This window comes from Streptococcus suis (assembly GCF_902702775.1).
Classification (GTDB): domain Bacteria; phylum Bacillota; class Bacilli; order Lactobacillales; family Streptococcaceae; genus Streptococcus; species Streptococcus hashimotonensis.
The window spans coordinates 2,034,104-2,054,029 of sequence record NZ_LR738724.1; the positions used below are offsets into that span (position 1 = coordinate 2,034,104).

At 42.4% G+C, this 19,926-nt stretch carries 18 protein-coding genes and 1 other RNA gene; 3 read left to right on the forward strand and 16 right to left on the reverse strand.

Features of this window, described 5'->3' with window-relative positions:
- Position 1 precedes the first annotated feature (1 nt).
- Complete coding sequence (locus GPW69_RS09835) at positions 2-796, forward strand: formate/nitrite transporter family protein (RefSeq protein ID WP_024407655.1); 795 nt, start codon at positions 2-4, stop codon at positions 794-796.
- An 82-nt stretch (positions 797-878) separates the two neighbouring features.
- Here GPW69_RS09835 and GPW69_RS09840 read toward each other — a convergent pair whose 3' ends face one another.
- From GPW69_RS09840 to GPW69_RS09850, 3 genes are all read right to left on the reverse strand, one after another.
- Entirely contained in the window at positions 879-2,663 is a 1,785-nt protein-coding gene (locus GPW69_RS09840) for an ABC transporter ATP-binding protein (protein WP_074391223.1), read from the reverse strand.
- 200 nt (positions 2,664-2,863) lie between these two features.
- A complete protein-coding gene (locus tag GPW69_RS09845) occupies positions 2,864-4,570 on the reverse strand; it encodes an ABC transporter ATP-binding protein (protein ID WP_074391224.1) in 1,707 nt (568 codons plus the stop codon).
- Positions 4,563-5,012: a MarR family winged helix-turn-helix transcriptional regulator gene (locus GPW69_RS09850; RefSeq protein WP_074391225.1), complete on the reverse strand. Its 450-nt coding sequence runs from the start codon at positions 5,010-5,012 to the stop codon at positions 4,563-4,565. Before GPW69_RS09850 ends, GPW69_RS09845 begins: the two co-directional genes overlap by 8 nt.
- A 221-nt stretch (positions 5,013-5,233) precedes the next feature.
- Here GPW69_RS09850 and GPW69_RS09855 point away from each other — a divergent pair, with 221 nt between their 5' ends.
- Together GPW69_RS09855 and galU are read left to right on the forward strand one after the other, a co-directional pair.
- Positions 5,234-6,250 carry an NAD(P)H-dependent glycerol-3-phosphate dehydrogenase gene (locus tag GPW69_RS09855; protein ID WP_074391226.1) on the forward strand — a complete coding sequence of 339 codons (1,017 nt, stop codon included), beginning with the start codon at positions 5,234-5,236 and terminating at the stop codon, positions 6,248-6,250.
- Positions 6,251-6,295: 45 nt separating this feature from the next.
- Positions 6,296-7,195 carry a UTP--glucose-1-phosphate uridylyltransferase GalU gene (gene galU / locus GPW69_RS09860; protein ID WP_024399879.1) on the forward strand — a complete coding sequence of 300 codons (900 nt, stop codon included), beginning with the start codon at positions 6,296-6,298 and terminating at the stop codon, positions 7,193-7,195.
- A gap of 18 nt (positions 7,196-7,213) precedes the next feature.
- On the opposite strand, the gene GPW69_RS09865 is transcribed toward galU, so the two are convergent.
- From GPW69_RS09865 to tkt, 13 genes are all read right to left on the reverse strand, one after another.
- Entirely contained in the window at positions 7,214-7,891 is a 678-nt protein-coding gene (locus tag GPW69_RS09865; RefSeq protein ID WP_074391227.1) for a rhomboid family intramembrane serine protease, read from the reverse strand.
- Entirely contained in the window at positions 7,875-8,417 is a 543-nt protein-coding gene (locus tag GPW69_RS09870; protein WP_074391228.1) for a 5-formyltetrahydrofolate cyclo-ligase, read from the reverse strand. Before GPW69_RS09870 ends, GPW69_RS09865 begins: the two co-directional genes overlap by 17 nt.
- Positions 8,418-8,458: 41 nt before the next feature.
- Positions 8,459-9,586 (reverse strand): N-acetyldiaminopimelate deacetylase, encoded by a 1,128-nt coding sequence (locus tag GPW69_RS09875; protein WP_074391229.1) that lies wholly within the window; start codon positions 9,584-9,586, stop codon positions 8,459-8,461.
- A gap of 9 nt (positions 9,587-9,595) precedes the next feature.
- Positions 9,596-10,294: a 2,3,4,5-tetrahydropyridine-2,6-dicarboxylate N-acetyltransferase gene (gene dapD / locus GPW69_RS09880; protein WP_074391230.1), complete on the reverse strand. Its 699-nt coding sequence runs from the start codon at positions 10,292-10,294 to the stop codon at positions 9,596-9,598.
- A 107-nt stretch (positions 10,295-10,401) separates the two neighbouring features.
- Positions 10,402-10,926: a hypothetical protein gene (locus GPW69_RS09885; protein WP_074391231.1), complete on the reverse strand. Its 525-nt coding sequence runs from the start codon at positions 10,924-10,926 to the stop codon at positions 10,402-10,404.
- A gap of 112 nt (positions 10,927-11,038) precedes the next feature.
- Positions 11,039-11,779 carry a metallophosphoesterase gene (locus GPW69_RS09890; protein ID WP_074391232.1) on the reverse strand — a complete coding sequence of 247 codons (741 nt, stop codon included), beginning with the start codon at positions 11,777-11,779 and terminating at the stop codon, positions 11,039-11,041.
- A 257-nt stretch (positions 11,780-12,036) separates the two neighbouring features.
- Positions 12,037-13,002, reverse strand: coding sequence for a polysaccharide pyruvyl transferase family protein (locus GPW69_RS09895; protein ID WP_024401365.1), 966 nt, complete (start codon positions 13,000-13,002; stop codon positions 12,037-12,039).
- Positions 13,003-13,295: 293 nt separating this feature from the next.
- Positions 13,296-14,645, reverse strand: coding sequence for a glucose-6-phosphate isomerase (locus GPW69_RS09900; protein ID WP_074391233.1), 1,350 nt, complete (start codon positions 14,643-14,645; stop codon positions 13,296-13,298).
- 103 nt (positions 14,646-14,748) lie between these two features.
- Positions 14,749-16,170, reverse strand: a complete 1,422-nt coding sequence (locus GPW69_RS09905) for a glycosyltransferase family 8 protein (protein WP_074391234.1) — start codon at positions 16,168-16,170, stop codon at positions 14,749-14,751.
- A 40-nt stretch (positions 16,171-16,210) separates the two neighbouring features.
- On the reverse strand, positions 16,211-16,759 hold the full coding sequence (locus tag GPW69_RS09910; protein ID WP_074391235.1) for a hypothetical protein: 549 nt from the start codon (positions 16,757-16,759) through the stop codon (positions 16,211-16,213).
- Positions 16,760-16,897: 138 nt separating this feature from the next.
- Positions 16,898-16,987: signal recognition particle sRNA small type (ffs, locus tag GPW69_RS09915), an RNA gene on the reverse strand.
- Between the two features lie 36 nt (positions 16,988-17,023).
- Positions 17,024-17,551 (reverse strand): tRNA adenosine(34) deaminase TadA, encoded by a 528-nt coding sequence (tadA, locus tag GPW69_RS09920; RefSeq protein ID WP_029170954.1) that lies wholly within the window; start codon positions 17,549-17,551, stop codon positions 17,024-17,026.
- Between the two features lie 299 nt (positions 17,552-17,850).
- The gene (tkt, locus tag GPW69_RS09925) at positions 17,851-19,821 is read right to left on the reverse strand and encodes a transketolase (protein WP_024395431.1); all 1,971 of its coding nucleotides are present in this window, start codon (positions 19,819-19,821) and stop codon (positions 17,851-17,853) included.
- Positions 19,822-19,926: the final 105 nt, after the last annotated feature.

The following is a 19,926-nucleotide window of genomic DNA, read 5'->3' on the forward strand; positions in this document are numbered from 1 at the left end:
CATGTCCCCATTTCAAGAAAAAATTTCGGTTGCAGTTTCAAAAAAAGAATCCCTTTTTGATGAAAGTCTAAGCCGTTACGCCTTACGCTCCATGTATGCAGGAGCTTATTTGACCATGTCAACAGCTGTTGGTATTATTGGAGCTGATGTCATCTCCAGTCAATTCCCAAGTCTATCGCGTTTTGTTTTTACCTTTATCTTTGCTATCGGACTGATTTTTGTTCTTATTTTTGGTGGCGAGTTGGCTACATCTAATATGATGTATCTAACGACTGGTGCCTATTATAAGCAAATTACTTGGAAAAAAGTAACGCTGATGTTACTTTACTGCACCTTCTTCAACTTTGTAGGTGCTACCATTCTGGCTTGGCTTTTCAATCAGTCCTTCTCCTACCTTAACTTATCTAACGAAAGTTTTGTTGTCAACGCTGTCACCATCAAACTAGGAAAATCCGACTGGAGTAACTTCTTTGAGGGAATTACTGCCAATATGTTTGTGAATATGGCTATCCTTGGGTATATGCTACTCAAGGAACAATCCGCCAAATTCTTTGTTATTGTATCTGCTATTTTTATGTTTGTTTTCCTTATCAACGAACACTTAGTTGCTAATTTCGCATCATTCATGCTCTTAGCCTTTAATGCTGCTCGTACTAATGTAGATACCTTTACTATGGTAAATATTCTTCGTCAGTGGATTGTTGTTTTCTTTGGAAATTGGCTTGGAGCCGGACTCTTTATTGGAATTGCTTATGCTTGGCTCAATCAGACCAAAACCAACCATCTTGAACAGTAATGATACTACAAAAACAGCCAAGATAAACCACATCCTAAAAGTTTAAGGATTGTGGCCTGCTTATCTTGGCTGTTATTTTTTACTATTCAAACACAAACTGGTTGTGGTAGAGCTCAGCGTAAAAGCCGTTAAGTTTAAGAAGTTGGCTGTGGTTGCCTTGCTCGATAACTTTTCCGTCTTTGAGGACGATAATTTCATCCGCATTGAGAATGGTTTTGAGGCGGTGGGCAATGACGAAGCTGGTCCGTCCTGCAATAATGGCCTCCATAGCCTTTTGAATTTTGGCTTCCGTTACGGTATCGACGTTAGACGTTGCTTCGTCCAAAATCAAGACCTGTGGATCTGTCAAGAGCGTACGGGCAATAGAAATCAGCTGTTTCTGACCTGTGGAGAAGACATTCTCATCATCGGTCACATAGGTTTCATAACCCTCTGGCAAGCTCATGATAAAGTCGTGGATATGGGTGGCACGAGCTGCGGTTTCCACCATTTCCTGCGAAATGCTCTCATCACCAAAGCGGATATTGTCCGCAATGGTACCAGAGAATAGGACCGACTCCTGCAAGACAATACCGACCTTATCCCGCAAACTATCCAAATCATATTCCCGAATATCGCGACCGTCAAAGGCCACGCTACCACCATTGACATCGTAGAAGCGGTTGATCAAATTCATAATGGTAGTCTTACCAGATCCCGTCGGACCAACGACCGCCACCATTTTACCCTTAGGAGCTGAAATGGACACCTTGTCCAAGACCTTCTGACCTGGCAGGTAGCCAAAGTCGATGTCCTTGATTTCAACACCTTCTTTTAATTCGGTAAATAGCGGAGCGTTTTGAGGACGAACTTCCTCAGGCTCATCAAACATTTCCTGAATACGATGAGCACCTGTGAAAGCCAACTGCAATTCTGCCCAGCTAGATGCAATCTGCATGATAGGCTGGTAATACTGTTGCGAATATTGAACAAAGGTCACGACCAAACCAAGTGCGGCAGCTGTTTCCAGCGAGCTATCATTTAGGACAATGCTGGAGCCTGCAAAGATAACAATGGCAGTATTGACCAGACTCATCCCGTTCATAAATGGAAAGAGAATCCCACCAAACAAACGGCCCTTGAAAGTTGTGCGACGAACTTCTTCATTGAGCTCTAAGAAACCATCAATAGTCTCTTCCTGCACACCCTGTACAATAATCGCTTTTTGCCCTGAAATCTTCTCATCCATGTAGGCATTGAGTTTAGACACCGCAGCCTGTTGCTTGTCAGTATATTTCCGTGACAGGCGAATGATAATCACTAGGGCAATCAAGGCAACTGGCGTGGATGCCACAGTTACCAGAGCCAAGCGAGTATCCTGACGGAACATCATGATAACCATACCGATGTAAAGAGCAATATTGGTCACTACCTGAGTCAAGGACTGATTAAAAGCATTTTGGATATTGTCCAAATCACTGGTAAAACGAGAAAGAATATCCCCATCCTTGTGGCTGTCAAAGAAGGCAACTGTCAAGCGTTCCAACTTGCCAAACAGACCTTTTCGCATCCGGTTGGTTGAATGTGCAACGATGCGTGTAAAGAGCAGGGTATAAATCAAGGTTGATACCACAGTCGCCACATAGGCCAACAAGAGATTGAGCATAACCCCATTAAAATCAGCTAGGTCAGGCTTGAAATCTGACTGACCCATTTGCACCGAAGCAAAATAAGCCTGCCCAATTTTCCCCATCTCTGCAATCGCATTACCTAGGAAAACAGGCGTCTTCACCTGCAAATAAGTCGCCGTCACAATGGCTAGAAAAATCACAGCAAAGGACAGCTTATAGCGTTTAAAATAAAACCAGAAAAATCTAAGTGTTTTCATAACATGATACTAAGGTCGCCCAGAAAGCGACCGAAAAATAGGAAACCAACGCCGCGTTCCGAAACGCTAGGAGGTTTATCTTTTTTCGAAGCTTTCCGACCGAGTTCAAATACAATCGTACTATATAGACTGCACTTGCTTCTCCGTTGGAAAGCTTTTCGCTTTCTAAATCTCCCACCTTAAAAGGTCCACCGGACCTTTTAAGCCTCCTTTCCTTTCTGTGTTTCGTAAATTTCTCGGTAGACGTCATTTGTCGCTACCAATTCTGCGTGTGTTCCCTGACCAATCAAGCGACCTTCATCAAGAACCAATATCTTATCAGCTTTGACAACAGAAGAAATCTTCTGAGCAACGATGACCGTCGTTGTCCCCTTCAAGTCATGGTTGAGGGCCTCTTGGACCAGCTTCTCAGACTTGGCATCCAGGGCTGATGTCGAATCATCTAGCACCAAGACTTTAGGATCACTAATCACCCCACGCGCAATGGACATCCGCTGTTTCTGACCACCTGAGAAGTTATTTCCACGTTCTTCTACTTGGCTCTCATAGGTATCATCCAAGCGGTCGATAAATTCTTTGGCTTGGGCAATACCTGCGGCCCGCTCCAAACGTTCCAAATCTGCACCAGGTGCACCTTGACGCAGGTTGTCTGCAATGGTCCCTGAGAAGAGAATAGCTTTTTGCAAAACGATAGACACTGTATCTCTCAAGGTTTCCTGACTGATGTCTCTCAAATCACGACCGCCAATTGACACAGTCCCTTCCTGTGGATCAAACAAACGCGGAATGAGCTGAGCTAGTGTTGATTTACCCGCACCCGTTGCACCGACCACACCGACCATCTGACCAGACTCAATCTCAAAGGAGATATTTTTCAAGGTCGGCTCGGTATCATGCGGATAGGTGAAGCTGACATTGTCAAAGACAATCCGTCCATCCAAGTCCTCTTTTGCACCTTCTTTAAAGGTCATCGCTGGCTCTGTATCTAAAACCTCACTCAAACGTTTAATGGAAATAGCAGCACGTGAAGCCTGCATCCCCATAAAGCTAGTCATGATAATGGCAAACATGATTTGCATGAGATAGCTCATAAAGGAAGTAAAGCCCCCAACTGCTTCGATATTAGTGTCTAACATCCCTGAAACGAGATAAAGCGACACAAAAATCGCCATGTAGGAGATAAACATCATCAAAGGTTGCAAGATAGAAAAACCATAACCAATAAAGAGGTTAAGATCCAAAAGCTCATTGGATACTTCTTTAAATTTAGCGTATTGATTCTTCTCCTGTACAAAGGACTTAACCACACGAATCCCACGGAGGTTTTCCTTTGCAATGCTGTTCATCCTGTCCATCAGGGACTGGAATTTACCAAAGCGCGGTCCCATCAAGCCCATCACGACTGCCATGATTCCCATGATGATGATGACCATGAGCACGATAATCCACCAAAGTTCTGGCAAAGTGCGCACTGCCATGATAAAGGCACCAACAAAGAGCAGAGGTACCCGCATCAAGATCGTAAAGAGCATCATGACAAGGTTCTGAATTTGGTTGACGTCGTTGGTCATACGAACCACCAAATTCCCTGCGTTAAATTCCTCTACATTGGCATAAGAAAAGCTCTGAATTTTTCGAAAGGTCTTCTCACGAATATCCGCAGATACTCCCTGAGAAATCTTAGCTGCCATGATTGTATTTGTCAGACCAGCCAAGAGACCGATTCCCGCAATCAGCAAGAGGAACTTACCGACACGGACAATTTCTTCCTTATCATTGGCCAAGACAGCAGTCAATACATCCTGTAAATAACTAGGTTGCATCAAGGTCGTTGCTACGACAATAGACGTCAACAAGACCGATGCCAAGGCATACCATTTGTAACGTAAAATGGCTTCTTTAAACATGATTCTTCTCCTTATAGTGTTGAATATTTTCTTTTAATTGATCGGCCACCTGTCTGATCAAATCAAATTCTTCCTTTTGAATACCTCGAAAGAGAGAATGGTGCATCTCCTCATGGAAGGATTTTAGGTGACAAATCTTGCTCCGACCTTTCTCTGTCAAGACCAACTGCTTATAGCGTCTGTCAAACTGAGAAGGTAAAACCCGAATAAAGTCATTTTTCTCCATTCGCTTAACTAGATTGCTGGCAACGGATTTGGAAATCCTCAACTCCGCTTCAATGTCTTTGACAAAGGTTTCAACTTCAGACCGTTCTGCTATGAAACGCAGAGCCCATCCCTGTGGTCCAGCTAGGTGCTCCACATCATATTCCTTTGCAATGGTTTCACTGATTTGTTCAATCTGATTTAATAAATTCCGAAAATCTGCAATAGTATGTCCCATAATAGCTCCTTTCTACGAAAATAATTACCATGAGAACTATTATAGTTCTCTTAAGAACTATTGTCAATTATTCCGTTTGCTCTTTTCTGAAAATATTTTGTTGTTTCAGCACCATTACTTACTCGAAAACTATAATATATATACTACATAACTTATATAAGATTTTATGTATCAATTATGGTATAATATTTCTAAATTACACCAACTAGAAAGGATTTTTCATGACCAAACAAACCATTGCCATCTTGGGACCCGGTTCATGGGGCACCGCCCTAGGACAAGTTCTCAACGACAACGGTCATACTGTCCGTATTTGGGGAAATGTCCCCGAACAAATCGACGAAATCAATAAAGAACATACAAATAAGCGCTATTTCAAGGATGTTATCCTAGATGAAAACATCAAGGGCTATAAGGATTTGACTGAAGCCTTGGACGGTGTTGACGCTATTCTTTTCGTTGTACCAACCAAGGTAACACGTCTCGTTGCCAAGCAAGTCGCACAAGCTCTCAAACACAAGGTAGTTGTCATGCACGCTTCAAAAGGCTTAGAGCCTGATAGTCACAAGCGCTTGTCTGAGGTACTGGAGGAAGAAATTCCTGCTGAACTCCGTTCTGAAATCGTCGTGGTTTCAGGGCCAAGTCATGCAGAAGAGACTATCGTCCGTGATTTGACCTTGATTTCTGCAGCTTCAAAAGACTTGGAAACAGCCAGCTACGTCCAAAATCTTTTCAGCAACCACTACTTCCGACTTTATACAAATAATGATGTCATCGGTGTAGAAACAGCAGGTGCCCTTAAAAATATTATTGCTGTCGGCGCTGGCGCTTTACACGGACTTGGTTATGGTGATAATGCCAAGGCAGCTATTATCGCTCGCGGTTTGACAGAAATCACACGTCTAGGCGTTGCTATGGGCGCAAATCCTCTGACTTACAGCGGTCTTTCTGGTGTTGGTGATTTGATTGTTACCGGTACATCTGTCCACTCCCGCAACTGGAGAGCTGGAGATCAGCTCGGTCGCGGTGAAAAACTCGAAGATGTAGAACACAATATGGGAATGGTGATTGAAGGTATTTCAACAACTAAGGCAGCCTATGAGTTGGCTCAAGAATTAGATGTTTACATGCCTATTACCCAAGCCATCTACAAGGTCATCTACCAAGGTGCGGGTATTGAAGATGCCATCAAAGAAATCATGACGGGTGAATTCCGCCATGAAAATGAATGGCATTGATTCTTATTAAACACAAAAAAATAAATTATAAAGGATTACATACTTATGAAAAAAGTTAGAAAAGCCGTTATCCCAGCTGCAGGTTTGGGAACACGTTTCTTGCCTGCTACTAAGGCTCTTGCCAAAGAAATGTTGCCAATCGTTGACAAGCCAACCATCCAATTTATCGTTGAAGAAGCCCTCCGTTCGGGTATTGAAGATATTTTGGTGGTCACTGGTAAGTCAAAACGTTCTATCGAAGATCACTTTGATTCAAACTTTGAATTGGAATACAACCTCAAAGAAAAAGGCAAAAATGACTTGTTGAAACTGGTTGATGAGACAACAGGCATTCGACTACACTTCATTCGTCAAAGCCATCCACGTGGACTTGGTGATGCCGTTCTTCAAGCTAAAGCATTTGTCGGGAATGAGCCTTTTGTTGTCATGCTCGGCGATGACTTGATGGACATCACAGATACAAAAGCTGTCCCATTGACCAAGCAACTCATGAACGACTATGAAAAAACACATGCTTCAACCATTGCTGTTATGCCTGTTCCTCATGAAGAAGTTTCTGCATACGGTGTTATCGCTCCACAAGGTGAAGGTGTCAACGGTCTCTATAGTGTGGAAACCTTTGTGGAAAAACCAAAACCAGAAGATGCTCCTTCTGACCTTGCTATTATCGGACGCTACTTACTCACTCCTGAAATCTTTGAGATTTTAGAAAACCAAAAACCAGGTGCCGGGAACGAGATTCAATTGACAGATGCCATTGATACTCTGAACAAAACGCAACGTGTTTTCGCTCGTGAATTCAAAGGTAACCGTTACGATGTTGGGGATAAGTTCGGTTTCATGAAAACTTCTATCGACTACGCCCTCCAACACCCTCAAGTAAAAGATGATTTGAAACAATATTTGATCAATCTTGGTAAAAAATTAGATACAAAGAAAAACTAGCAATCGCTAGTTTTTTTCTTATATCAAATAGAATATCCCTAGTAGAAAAACAATCAAGCTCATATAGCCAATGAAGCTGAAAAAAATCTGTCTTCCTGTAAAGAGATCCTTTTCCACAAGAGGTGGAAGGAAAATCACAACCAAGCATCCTCCAATAGCTCCTCCAATATGTCCTGCCATACTAATGGTTGGATTAAAAAGTCCCAAGACCAAGTTCAATCCCAAAAGGACCATATAACGTTGACCGAGAACCTGTAGATAAGGGCTACGACTAAATTTTCTCAAAAGAGCCATGGCTGCAAATAGACCAAAGAGCGAGGTCGACGCACCTGCGCCAACTACATCTGGTGTAAAGAAGAGAACAAAAAGGTTCCCCATTATCCCAGACAAGAGATAGAGGAGAAAGAAGCGCCGTGACCCAAACAGTCCTTCTAATTGATAACCCAAACCAAGCAAGGTAATGCTGTTAAAGATAAAATGTTCCCAACCAATGTGGACAAAGATAGGAGAAATCAAGCGCCACAACTGAGTCGGATCATAACGTACCACTTGGCCATACATACCACCGAATTCAAAAATCGTATAGGCTGTAGTGGTCTGCCCAAATCGAAATATTTGTATCAAAAGAAAAACAAGAGCCGTGACTGCCAACAAGGCATTGGTCACAGGATAGCGCTTATCAAAAAAGTTCTTCAAAAATCAACAACTCCTTTACTGGAATATCAAATACATCTGGTTCAAAATCATAGACTTGAAAGTCTGCCAAGGTCGATACCGTCTCTCCCTGATAATCTGCTAGGTAGCGATCATAAAAACCACCTCCATAGCCCACTCGAAAACCCGCTTGATTCCAAGCTAAACCAGGAACATGGATCAACTTAACCACAGACTTATCCACAGGTTGTGAATAAGTACCAGGTTCCCAAACTCCAAACCTAGATTTCACCAAATCATCAGGATTATATTCTACAAAATCCATACGACCTTGTGAATAGGTCTTAGGGATGAAAATCTGCTTGCCATCCTTTTGAGCCTGCTCAATCAGGTAAGAAGTGTCAAACTCATGGGGCATGGAAAGGTAGGTCCCAAGCGACTTTGAGCACTTATAGGTGTCAGATAAAAGGAGCATTTCTGTTAGTTGCTGACTCCATCTTGCTCGCTGGCTACTAGTCAGGGCTTTCAATCTCTGCAAGACCTCTTGCCGAATTTCTTTTTTATCCACAGAAACTCCTTTCTTTTCAGAAAAAGACTGGAAAACCCAGTCTAGTTTGCTTTCATTTTCAAAAAATCACTCAACTTATCCACAGCAAAGGGAAGAACTTCCTCTTTGGGGCTGAGACGAGGATTGTGAAGCGGATAAGGCGTATCCACACCCAACCAGAACATAACACCTGGAACCTTGTTGAGAAGGTAGCCGAAGTCCTCTCCCGTCATGGCAGGTGGACAGTCAATCATCTCCACACCATCAACCTGTTCAAAATAAGTCATTAGTTCATCAGCCAGCTGGGGATTGTTCTCCACAGGCAGATAGCCGCTTGGATTGAGCTCGATCTCCAAGTCCACTCCAAAGGACAAGGCAATCCCTTCTGCCACTTCCCGCACCCGTTTTTGCACCAAGAGGCTCATGTTCTGAGTCAGAGCCCGAATGGTGCCGTGCAAAAAGGCCGTTTCAGCAATGACATTGTTGGTCGTGCCTGCGTGCATAGAGCCGAAGGTCACCACAGCCCCCTCGATTGGATCGACATTGCGGCTGACCACCGACTGCACCTGGGTCACAAAGTAGCTGGCTGCCACCAAGGCGTCATTGGCGGTATGGGGAAATGCTGCGTGGCCACCCTTTCCTGTAAACCGTATCTTGACTTCACAGGTCCCAGCAAAGAGGGTCGCACGGTTGGTGGCTATTTGACCGACTTTGAGGTCTGGTCGGACATGGAGCCCATAAAATTCATCTGGCAACCAATCCCCAAAGGCACCCGCTTCATACATAAGCATGCCACCTGCTAGGTTTTCCTCCGCAGGCTGAAACAAGAAGAGAAGGTTGTTTCTCGGTTGCTGCTCTGCCATTTTCTCCAAAAGCCCCAGGGCAATGGTCATGTGGAAATCATGTCCGCAAGCGTGCATCCGGTCTGGGTGGAGGGACTTGAAGTCCAGGCCCGTCTCCTCCACGATCGGCAAGCCGTCAATATCTGCCCGCCAACCAATCGTTTTTTCAGGAGCAGAACCTGTCAGATAGACCAGGATACCTGTCTTCCATGTACGGACTTGGGCAAAAGAGCAATCTTCCAGCAAGTTCTCAATAGTTTCCATAAGAAAGGCGTGGGTCTTGAACTCCTCCATGCCCAGCTCTGGAATCTGGTGGAGGGACCGGCGTGTCGCGATTAAATCTAGCATAGCTACCTCTTAGAGTGTCCGCAAAGCCTCTTCCAAGGCTGTTTTTTGTTGGGTTTGAGCGTCGATTTCCTTGATGATGCGGGCTGGCACACCTGCCACCACAACATTTTCAGGGACGTCTTGGGTCACAATAGCACCCGCCGCGACAACAGAGCCGCTACCGATTTGCACTCCTTCGATGACAACGGCATTGGCACCGACCAAAACATTGTCGCCAACACGCACTGGCTCAGCCGAAGCTGGCTCGATAACACCTGCAAGAACCGCTCCTGCACCGATGTGGCTGTTTTTACCAACCGTCGCACGACCACCAAGGATAGCACCCATGTCAATCATAGTACCTGAACCGATTTCCGCACCGATGTTAATCACCGCCCCCATCATGATAACGGCATTATCGCCAATGGTCACTTGGTCGCGGATAATGGCACCTGGCTCGATACGGGCATTGATATTACGCTTGTCCAGCAAAGGCACAGCCGAATTGCGGCCGTCTTGCTCAACCACGTAGTCTACATTTTCAGTCAAGTTTGCCAAAAGTGCCTCGACATCCTTCCAGTCACCGAAGAGGACATTGCCAAGCTTTGTTACCTCAGCAGGAACAGGCCCAGCCAATTCACCTTCAAATGTCACCTTAACAGTCGTTTTTTTCACAGCATTACCGATAAAGGCAATGATTTCTTGTGCAGTCATTTTTTGTGCAGTCATAATGATTCCAATCTAAAAATAATATTTTTTCTATTATATCAAAATTTTCTGAAAATTTGGGAAGAAATGCAAAAAAATGAAAAAGAGGCTAAGTTAGCCTCCTAAAGTTATTGTGGTAAATCAAATTTTACAATTGCTGGTTTTATATCTGTACTAAACTGGAACCCTGGTTTAACCTCTAACTCAGAAGTTCCCTCTTCGTTTACTGCAAAGGCGGTTGTTGCGCCTTCTATACTTCTACCAGGTGCGATTGTTTCGAGTATTGTTCCAACTGGGTAGCCTTCAGTCACTTTATTGTTTACATACAAATCCATATCTTCACCGACAACATAATCTTTATCAGTCAAGTTAGTGACATTATAGGTTACCAAAAGTACTTTATTCGCAACAATATCGCTCACTTCATTTCGTTCGTCAGTCCATGCAATATTCGTAATTGTAATTTCTGCTACATCTTTAAATACAATTGTATCTCCTACCTTGTAGCTTGTACTAGTTGCTTGTTCAGAACTAGACTGCGCAACACTGCCAGAAGTATCCGTAGCTTCTTTTTTACTTGGTTCAGTAGTAGAACACGCAGCAAGTGCAAACACTGACAGTACAGTCAAAGTTAGGAAAGTAAGTTTTTTCATATAAACCTCCAAAAAATGTTTTACACTACCATTATATATATATATATATATGCGTTGTCAAGTATAAAAATAAAAAAATTAGAAGTTTTACCTCCTAATTTTCAATCATTATCTAATCTTCAATTTCTTTTCTCGGATTGACATATCCGACGATGTAATCCTGTACCAGACCCGTATCATCCAGTACAATCCCATGGAGAACTCCGCCGTAAACAGCTCCTCCGTCAATTCCCATTTTCCCATCTGGACTGGTCCAGATTTGACTAATGCGAAGTTGAGTTTGAAAGAGGTTATACACAGGTGTATGTCCAAAGACAATTATTTTTCCTGTGGTATTTTCAGCCTCATGGAAAGGGGTGCGTAACCAAACCTTATCATGATTATTGGTTTCACGCCAATCTGGTAAGGTCAAATCAACTCCTGCATGGACGAAGATATAGCGCTCAGTCTCCATATGATAGGGGCAAGATTTGACAAAATCAATCAGGTCCTCATATTGTTCCATCACTGTATTGGCATCCACCAGGCCATCTACCGGTGCATCCAAGGGACGCCCCAGCAAGGAATTGATGGTCGTATCTCCACCATTTCTCCGATAGTGATCGTAGCGGTCCAAGGGGTCACGTAGCCAAGCCAAAAACATTCGTTCATGATTCCCAGTCAGGCAGATAGCACCTTTTTCTCGGACTAATTGCCAAACCAACTCTAGACAAGCCTTTGAATTTTCTCCACGGTCAATTAAATCCCCAAGAAAAATCAGCTGTTGTCGCTCTTCATCCCATTTCTTCAAAATATCAAGTAGCAGTTCAAATTTTCCATGGACATCACCGATTACAAAAAAATCTTTTTTCATATCATCTCCGCCTACTTTCTATCTCCTTCACCTTATTGAACCGAAATAAGGGAGCGGAAAAGAATTCGACTAGTCAAAAAAGAGTCCCCCTCACTTCCAAACATGTAGGTTCGGCTTCTGTGGTCACTTTCTAGTTTTAGGGTGACCAGCTCACTCCACTGGATCGTTAAACCCAATCAACCACTACGCTGAGATGTTGACACGAACTCTGAGAAGTGGCTTTGGACTTTTTTCCCAGCCTCTTCTAAAACGATTGACTAAAAACCGGTGCCATACTCTCTGTAGGCAGACGCTACTCCTGTTGCAAAAGTTTGGATTAACTCTGGATCTCGTAATAATTCTGCGACAGGCTGTCCATTTAAGAAACCTTTTTTATTCTTAAATCCTGTAAAAGCTTGACATCTATCTTCAAGATTTTTTCTAGCTTCTAGAAATTCTGTTGGATTTTCTTTAGGATTATTAATATCGTAATCACCTGTACCCGACATGAATTCATCTAAGGTCATATGATTGGCAAGTTCCCGTAAACTACCAAAACGTTCTGGTTCAAAATTTGGTAATTCGATATTTAAAACAGAAGTTCCTAGAGCAAGGCACGGAAGAGTCGCATGAAGTCGTGTAGTAACAACTAAACGAGCTGATTGGTACAAATAAAGATAATATTTTGCTAACTTCATTCTACGTGTATCAGACATATATTTATGATTTGTATAAACACTTAGTCGGATAACTGGTAATTTCGATTCTTTCTCTAACTTTTGACAAGCTTCCTCAGGAAGATCAATAGCCAGCACAAAGTCTTGTTTCTTAATATATTTCTCTGGTTGGAGGGTAAGAGTCATACAGCCAGACCAGTAAGATTCAACTCCCAAAGATTCCATATATTCCTTTGTGTCCGCACTTCTGGCACCAACTGGACCATATTTTTTAAAGAACGCAACGTTTTCCTCTGATGAAAATGGTACTTTAGCGCGTCCAGTAACAAACATTGAAATTAATAGCGGAGTAATCTGTTCATTTTTTAGTGGAAAATTTTGAGGTCTATGAGAGTACCAACCGTTCATGATCAGTTTAATTTGTTCATCGGTGTCTGGTTTAAAATCATTCATATAATCCCTGTTTATATAATAATCAATCTGTGGCAAGAAACGACTCGCCGCAATAGATTGGATTTCATCGCCGATGTTTTCTGTCGAATAACTGAACAATGCATACTTTACCATAAATACCTCTTTTTAAAACTATATTAGTAACTATTATATCTAGTCCAAGGTAGTCTCGTCAATAGAAAAACTAAAAAAACATAGATTTTCAATAGAATTCTTACAACAAATACCTCAACACATTAGCACAAGACACATTGCTTATATAAAACAGCTGCAAAATATACCAACAATTTTTTTACCAATAGTTCCAAATAGCGATTTAGATCGATAAAAAAAGAACGATACCCTAGTATCGTTCAAATCGTCTCGTTTTCTTTAGACGCACCACTATCTCTAGTGGAATGATTTTCTTACAAACGTGCGTTCAATTCTGCACCGAGTTCTTCAAATCCTGGCTTACCAAGAAGAGCGAACATATTTTTCTTGTAGGCTTCTACACCTGGTTGGTCAAATGGATTGATCGCATTGAGGTAACCAGAGATAGCAATCGCCAACTCGAAGAAGTAGAAGGTATAACCAAGTGTGAACTCATCTTGTTGTGGAAGGGTCACAAACATGTTTGGTACGCCACCATCTGTGTGAGCAAGAAGTACGCCGTCCGTTGCTTTTTTGTTTACAAAGTCAACATCCTTACCTTGCAAGTAGCCAAGGCCATCAAGGTCTTCTGCCATTTCAGGAATCAAGATATTTTTTCTTGGCTTGTCAACACGAACCACTGTCTCAAAGATGTTGCGGTTTCCTTCTTGGATGAATTGTCCAAGAGAGTGCAAGTCTGTTGAGAAGTTAGCAGATGTTGGGTTGATACCTTTTTGGTCCTTACCTTCTGACTCGCCCGCCAATTGTTTCCACCACTCGCTGAAGTATTGAAGCGATGGCTCGTAGTTAGCCAAGATTTCTGTTACATAGCCTTTTCTGTAAAGGATGTTACGAACAGCTGCATATTGGTATGCTTGGTTTTCAGCAATCTTATCAGATGTAAATGTCGTACGGGCTGCGTTTGCACCTTCCATAAGGGCATCAATGTCCGCACCAGCTGCTGCGATTGGCAAAAGACCAACTGCAGTCAAGACTGAGAAACGGCCACCGACATCATCTGGAACAACAAAGGTTTCCCAACCATTTGCGTCCGCTTCAACCTTAACAGCACCTTTTGCCTTGTCAGTTGTAGCATAGATACGGTTGTTAGCTTCTTCTTGACCGTATTTCTTCACAAGCAATTCTTTGAAGACGCGGAAAGCAATGGCAGGCTCAGTTGTTGTACCTGATTTAGAAATCACGTTAACTGAGAAATCCTTGTCTGCCACGTAGTCTACCAAGTCAGCAAGGTAGCTTGATGAGATAGAGTTTCCAGCGTAAAGGATTTGTGGAGCTTTGCGCTCTTCACGTGTTTGCAAGTTTACAAAGGCATTGCTCAAGAAATCAATAGCCGCTTTAGCACCAAGGTAAGAACCACCGATACCGATAACCACCAAAACTTCACTTTCATTTTGGATTTTAGCTGCTGCTTCCTTGATACGAGCAAACTCTTCTTTGTCGTAGTTTTCTGGCAAATCCAACCAGCCAATAAAGTCGTTACCAGGACCTGTTCCTTGACGGAGCATTTGGTCTGCAAGGGTAACTTGTGGTTGCATGTATTCTACTTCTTGAGCTCCAACGAATTGGCCCAAGACTTTTGAATAATCAAATGTAATATGTGTCATGTTTTTCCTCCATTTATGTACCATAATATGATAACGCTTTATCATATTTTTTTCAAGAAATTTATCAATTTTCATTTATTTTCATGAAATGTTTTATGACAGCTTATTCCTTTACTCGACAAACATAGACTTGTTGGTTTAAAACATAAATATTCTGAGCTCGCTGAAGAGCTCCCCAGACAAATGTTTCTTGTTGCTGGTCATCCCCAGTAAAACGAAGTCCCATCAGTATATTTCTTCGATAGAGATTTCCCCAGACCTTTGTATAAAATAGATGGCGCGCATTCGATGCCTGCATTTCATTCGCAATTGTGGAGAGTGACTTACGTGCTAATCTATATGGAGGATAGGGGAGGAATTGAAAACGGCCACTTCTAAATCTAGCAAATGCACCTACTAACACATCCGACTCGGTTGACTCTGCTAATTTATATAGAACAGCGATACCTTCATCAAAAACAAAATCACCCTCTTCAACAAAAAGAATATATGGTCTACTTGCTGCCCGTAATCCCCTCTCTCTAGCTTGGTTTAATGATGTGGCAGCCTGGTAGTGATACTGAATACGACTGTCTCGCTGAGCAAAAGTTTGGCAAATTGCCGAAGATTGATCATCGGAGTTTGCGTCAACTAATATAATTTCAATATTATGAAAAGCCTGATTAACAAGAGCTGATAGGGTGTGACCTAATGTTTCCTCTTGGTTCCGAAAAGCTACGATGACACTGACACCACCGTATGCTTTCATTACTTCCTTATAATTATTTCTCCAAAGAGAAATAATCTCACCTACAGGAGATTCCCAATTTTTATCCCACTTTATCCAAGGCTTAATATGAGCAGAATTGTAATGGAATATTGCTACTTCTTCAATCGGTAAACGATTTTGTCGCATAGCCTCAGCAGTATAGTTATATCGTAATGGTACCTCTACGATTTTACCCTTCAGAGCAATATTTATAACATCTTGGTCCTGAAACTGAATCTGTCCCGTCAAACGCTCTGTTTCTGCGAAAAGTAGATTTGTGATATTATCTCGTCTCATTGCTTCTAGGTTCATCAATAAGACACCTGCATTCACATAAAGTTCATCTAATTCAAAGCCAATACTCTTCTTGTAGGCCGCATAATGTCGAATAATATCCAATTCTGATACCCCAGCTAAGTAGGCATCTGAAAGATCTGTTTCCCAAAATTCTGTCAGATCTCCCGCAATTAGTAAGTCACTGTCCAAATAGAGTACCTTATCCCAGTCAGATAGTAATTCTGGTACAAAGTACCTAAAATAAGTTTCCAATGTGATATGGTGCATTGTCATTGGAAGTTTCTCAACCTTGCCTCTATCTAGCTCAGTATAAAGTCTTAGTTCTTCGATTGGAAGACGATTTAACTTTTTCCTAGATACATCTGATAAATCAGATGAAAGAATGGCTACTTTTACCGTGGAATGATAAGTACAAATGGCTTCAATAGTGGTAATAACATAGTCAATGTGTGAATCAGTTACACAGAAGGCTACTTTCATAAAGGATTCCTAATTTCTATTTAATCTCCACCTCATTTTACTATAATACCATTCCTTTAACAAGTCCTTTATGGTAACAGTCTTTTCTAATGGAGAAACTCTTCAAGTGATAATCCTCCAAAGTCTCTCCCGACTGGGTTACTGTAATCCATTTAGGGAAAATCTTCGATAGTAGGTAAAGTGGAATGAGGGCAGGATACCAAATGAACATGACTTCAAAGATGAACCGGTCGTTGTTGCCTCTTGAAATGTAACGTTGGCGGTATTCTTCTTTGAGAGAAGGGTGGGGAATATAGATATGAAATGGTACACCACCGCGTATAGACATGGTCAGCAACATTCTCATCAGAAAATTCAGCGCTACTAGGACTGTCTTTCCTTGTCTATTAAGAGTATAGGCCTTATTGACATAGATTGTTTTATAGCGTTTATCCTTCAGTGGACGTTTGGTGGATTTTCGCTCCTCTTTCGTTAAATGACGAACACTGCTATTATCGTACTTAATGTCGGACATTTCTAAGTCCACAACATCTGTATATTTCTTAGCAAGTGTCGTTTTTCCCATACCTGGAAAGGCAAATAAAAACATAGGCTTTCCTCCTTATTCCTCAGTAGAATAGCAGAGCATCCAAAAAGTTTTCTTAAGCCGCCCCTATTTTGCCCCTCACTTCTAAAAATAAGATAAAGAAAACCCTCTGAAAGCTTGATTTCAAAGGGTTTTTGGACTGTACGCAAAAAGAGCACACATTCGACCTCGCTTAGGGCTGCTGGATTCCTCCCCTGACCCGCTTCACGCACGAATGTTGCTCCGTTTATTATTATAACACAATTTGGCCAGAGTGCAAGTGGGGACCTAACAAGATGGATTGTCTGCATGGTCCTCTTGGGCTTTCATGATAAGCTTAGCAGCCTTCTGACTTTCTCTGCGTTGTCTAAAAAAATCTTGCATGATATTGGCACATTCCGCTTCTAAAATACCTGTTTCTACCTTGACACGGTGGTTGAGCCGCTCATCTGTCAGAATGTCATAGAGACTCCCTGCAGCTCCAAACTTTTTGTTGGTTGCTCCATAGATAACCTGCGGAATGCGTGCTAGGCCAATGGCTCCGCTACACATCACACAAGGTTCAATCGTCACAAAAAGGGTCGAATCAAGCAAGCGCCAATTCCCTTCAACATTGTTAGCTTCTTGGATTGCCATAACCTCAGCGTGCATGATTGCCTGATTGAGTTCCTCACGTGCATTATGCCCTCTGCCAATAATCTGGCCATCCTTGACAATCACACAACCAATTGGAATTTCATCCTTTTCTAGCGACTTTCTAGCTTCCTGCAATGCCTGAGTCATAAAATACTCTTTTTCTTCATGTGTATAGTTCATAAATCTATTATAGCACAGCCCTGATAACAGTTCAAAATCACTTCTTTATTTCTCTGCTATCAAAATGAATCTAACACTACTTCTTCCTTGTCACACATTTCTTTCAAAATGCTGCCCTTCTATCACCTTAAAAATATAAAAATACCTCCTCAGTCGAGAAGGTAGGGGGAGCAACATTGATATTTACAGATATTAATATATCGTTTATTGTCGATATTGTCGATATTGTCGATATTGTCAAGAAATTTTTTTAAAAAATGTCAAAAACAGCCTCGAAAGGCTGTCTCTGATATTTTCTATTACAATTCGCCAACTAATTTCACAACATTTTCTACTGTGAAACCGTAGTTATCAATAACTGTTTGGGCTGGAGCTGAGGCACCGAATGTGTCGATACCAAGGACTTTACCGTCAAGACCGACATACTTGTACCAACTTTGAGTTGCACCCATTTCAATTGCCAAGCGACGACGGATGGCATTTGGAAGGATTTCTTCCTTGTAGGCAGCGTCTTGTGCATCGAAGAGTTCAGTTGATGGCACAGAAACCACACGAACCTTAGTGCCTGCTGCTTCTAGTTCTTTGGCAGCTTTAACAGCCAAGTTCACTTCTGAACCAGATGCAAGAAGGATTGTATCAAAGCCTGCTGCTTCATAGACAACATAAGCCCCTTTTGCAACCTTGTCAAAGTCTGTTCCTTCTTCAACTGTCAAGTTTTGACGAGTGAGAACAAGGGCTGATGGTGTAGACTTGCTGGTCAATGACAAGTACCAAGCTGCCTGTGTTTCACGCGCATCTGCTGGACGGAAGACATTGAGGTTTGGCATAGCACGAAGTCCTGCCAAGTGCTCGATCGGCTCGTGAGTTGGACCATCTTCACCGACTGCGATAGAATCGTGTGTGAAGACATAAGTCACAGGAAGACCTTGAAGAGCTGACAAACGAACTGCTGCTTTCACATAGTCTGAGAAGACGAAGAAGGTACCACCGTAAACACGAAGTCCACCGTGAGCTGCCATACCGTTCAAGATAGTACCCATAGCAAATTCACGCACACCAAACTGGATATTGCGGTTGAGTGGATTTACTGAATCTTGCAAACCATCTTCCTTGATATAGGTCATGTTTGAGTGAGCCAAGTCAGCTGAACCTCCAAGGAAGGTTGGCAAAACTTTAGCCGCTGCGTTGAGGGCATCTTGTGATGAGTTACGAGTTGCTTGTGAGAAACCATTTTCGTAAACTGGGAAGTCTTCTGGCTTGATTTCAACTACGTCACGACCTTCCAAGATAGCTGTTACTTCAGCTGCTAATTCTGGATGAGCTACTTTGTAGTCTTCAACTAATTTCACCCAAGCATCGTAGGCTGCTGCACCGCGATCAGCTACATTAGCTTTAAAGTCCGCATAGACTTCAGCTGGAATTTCAAATGGACCATAGTTCCAATCAAGCGCCTTACGAGTTGCTTCTGTTTCTTCTGCACCAAGTGGAGCACCGTGAACGGCATTTGTACCTTGTTTGTTTGGTGAACCATGACCGATAACAGTCTTGATTTCGATAAGAGATGGCTTACCAGCTGCTTTTGCCTTTTCAATAGCAGCAAAGATGGCATCTACATCTGTACCGTCTGTTACGAGGTCTGTATGCCAGCCATAAGCATTGTAACGGGCACGTACATCTTCTGTGAAGGAGTCTTTTGTTTCGCCATCCAAGTTGATGTCATTTGAATCGTAAAGAACGATGAGTTTTTCTAATTTTTGAAGACCTGCGTAAGAAGCCGCTTCTGCAGAAACACCCTCCATCAAGTCGCCATCACCACAGATTACGTAAGTATAGTGGTCAAAGATTGGGAAACCATCACGGTTGTACTTAGCTGCAAGGAAACGCTCTGCTTGCGCAAAACCTGTCGCAGTTGAGATACCTTGTCCAAGAGGACCTGTTGTTGCATCTACACCTGCTGTGTGACCAAATTCTGGGTGACCTGGTGTTTTTGAACCCCATTGACGGAAGTTCTTGATTTCATCCATAGTGACATCTTCAAATCCTGACAAATGAAGAAGTCCGTAGAGGAGCATTGACCCATGACCTGCTGATAAGATAAAGCGGTCACGGTTCACCCAGTTTGGCTGAGCTGGGTTGATACGAAGTTCTTTAGTAAAAAGGCTGTAGGCCATTGGAGCCGCACCCATGACGACACCTGGGTGACCTGATTTTGATTTTTCGATGGCATCAATACCAAGGAAACGAATCGCATTGACTGAAAGATTTGACATGTTTTTCTCCTTTTTTAAAGTCATGAATTTATTATACCATAAAGCGTTTTCTATGTCTGTTTGAAATGAAGCGAGAAATAAATTGTCCGTAGAAAAGAGGCAGGA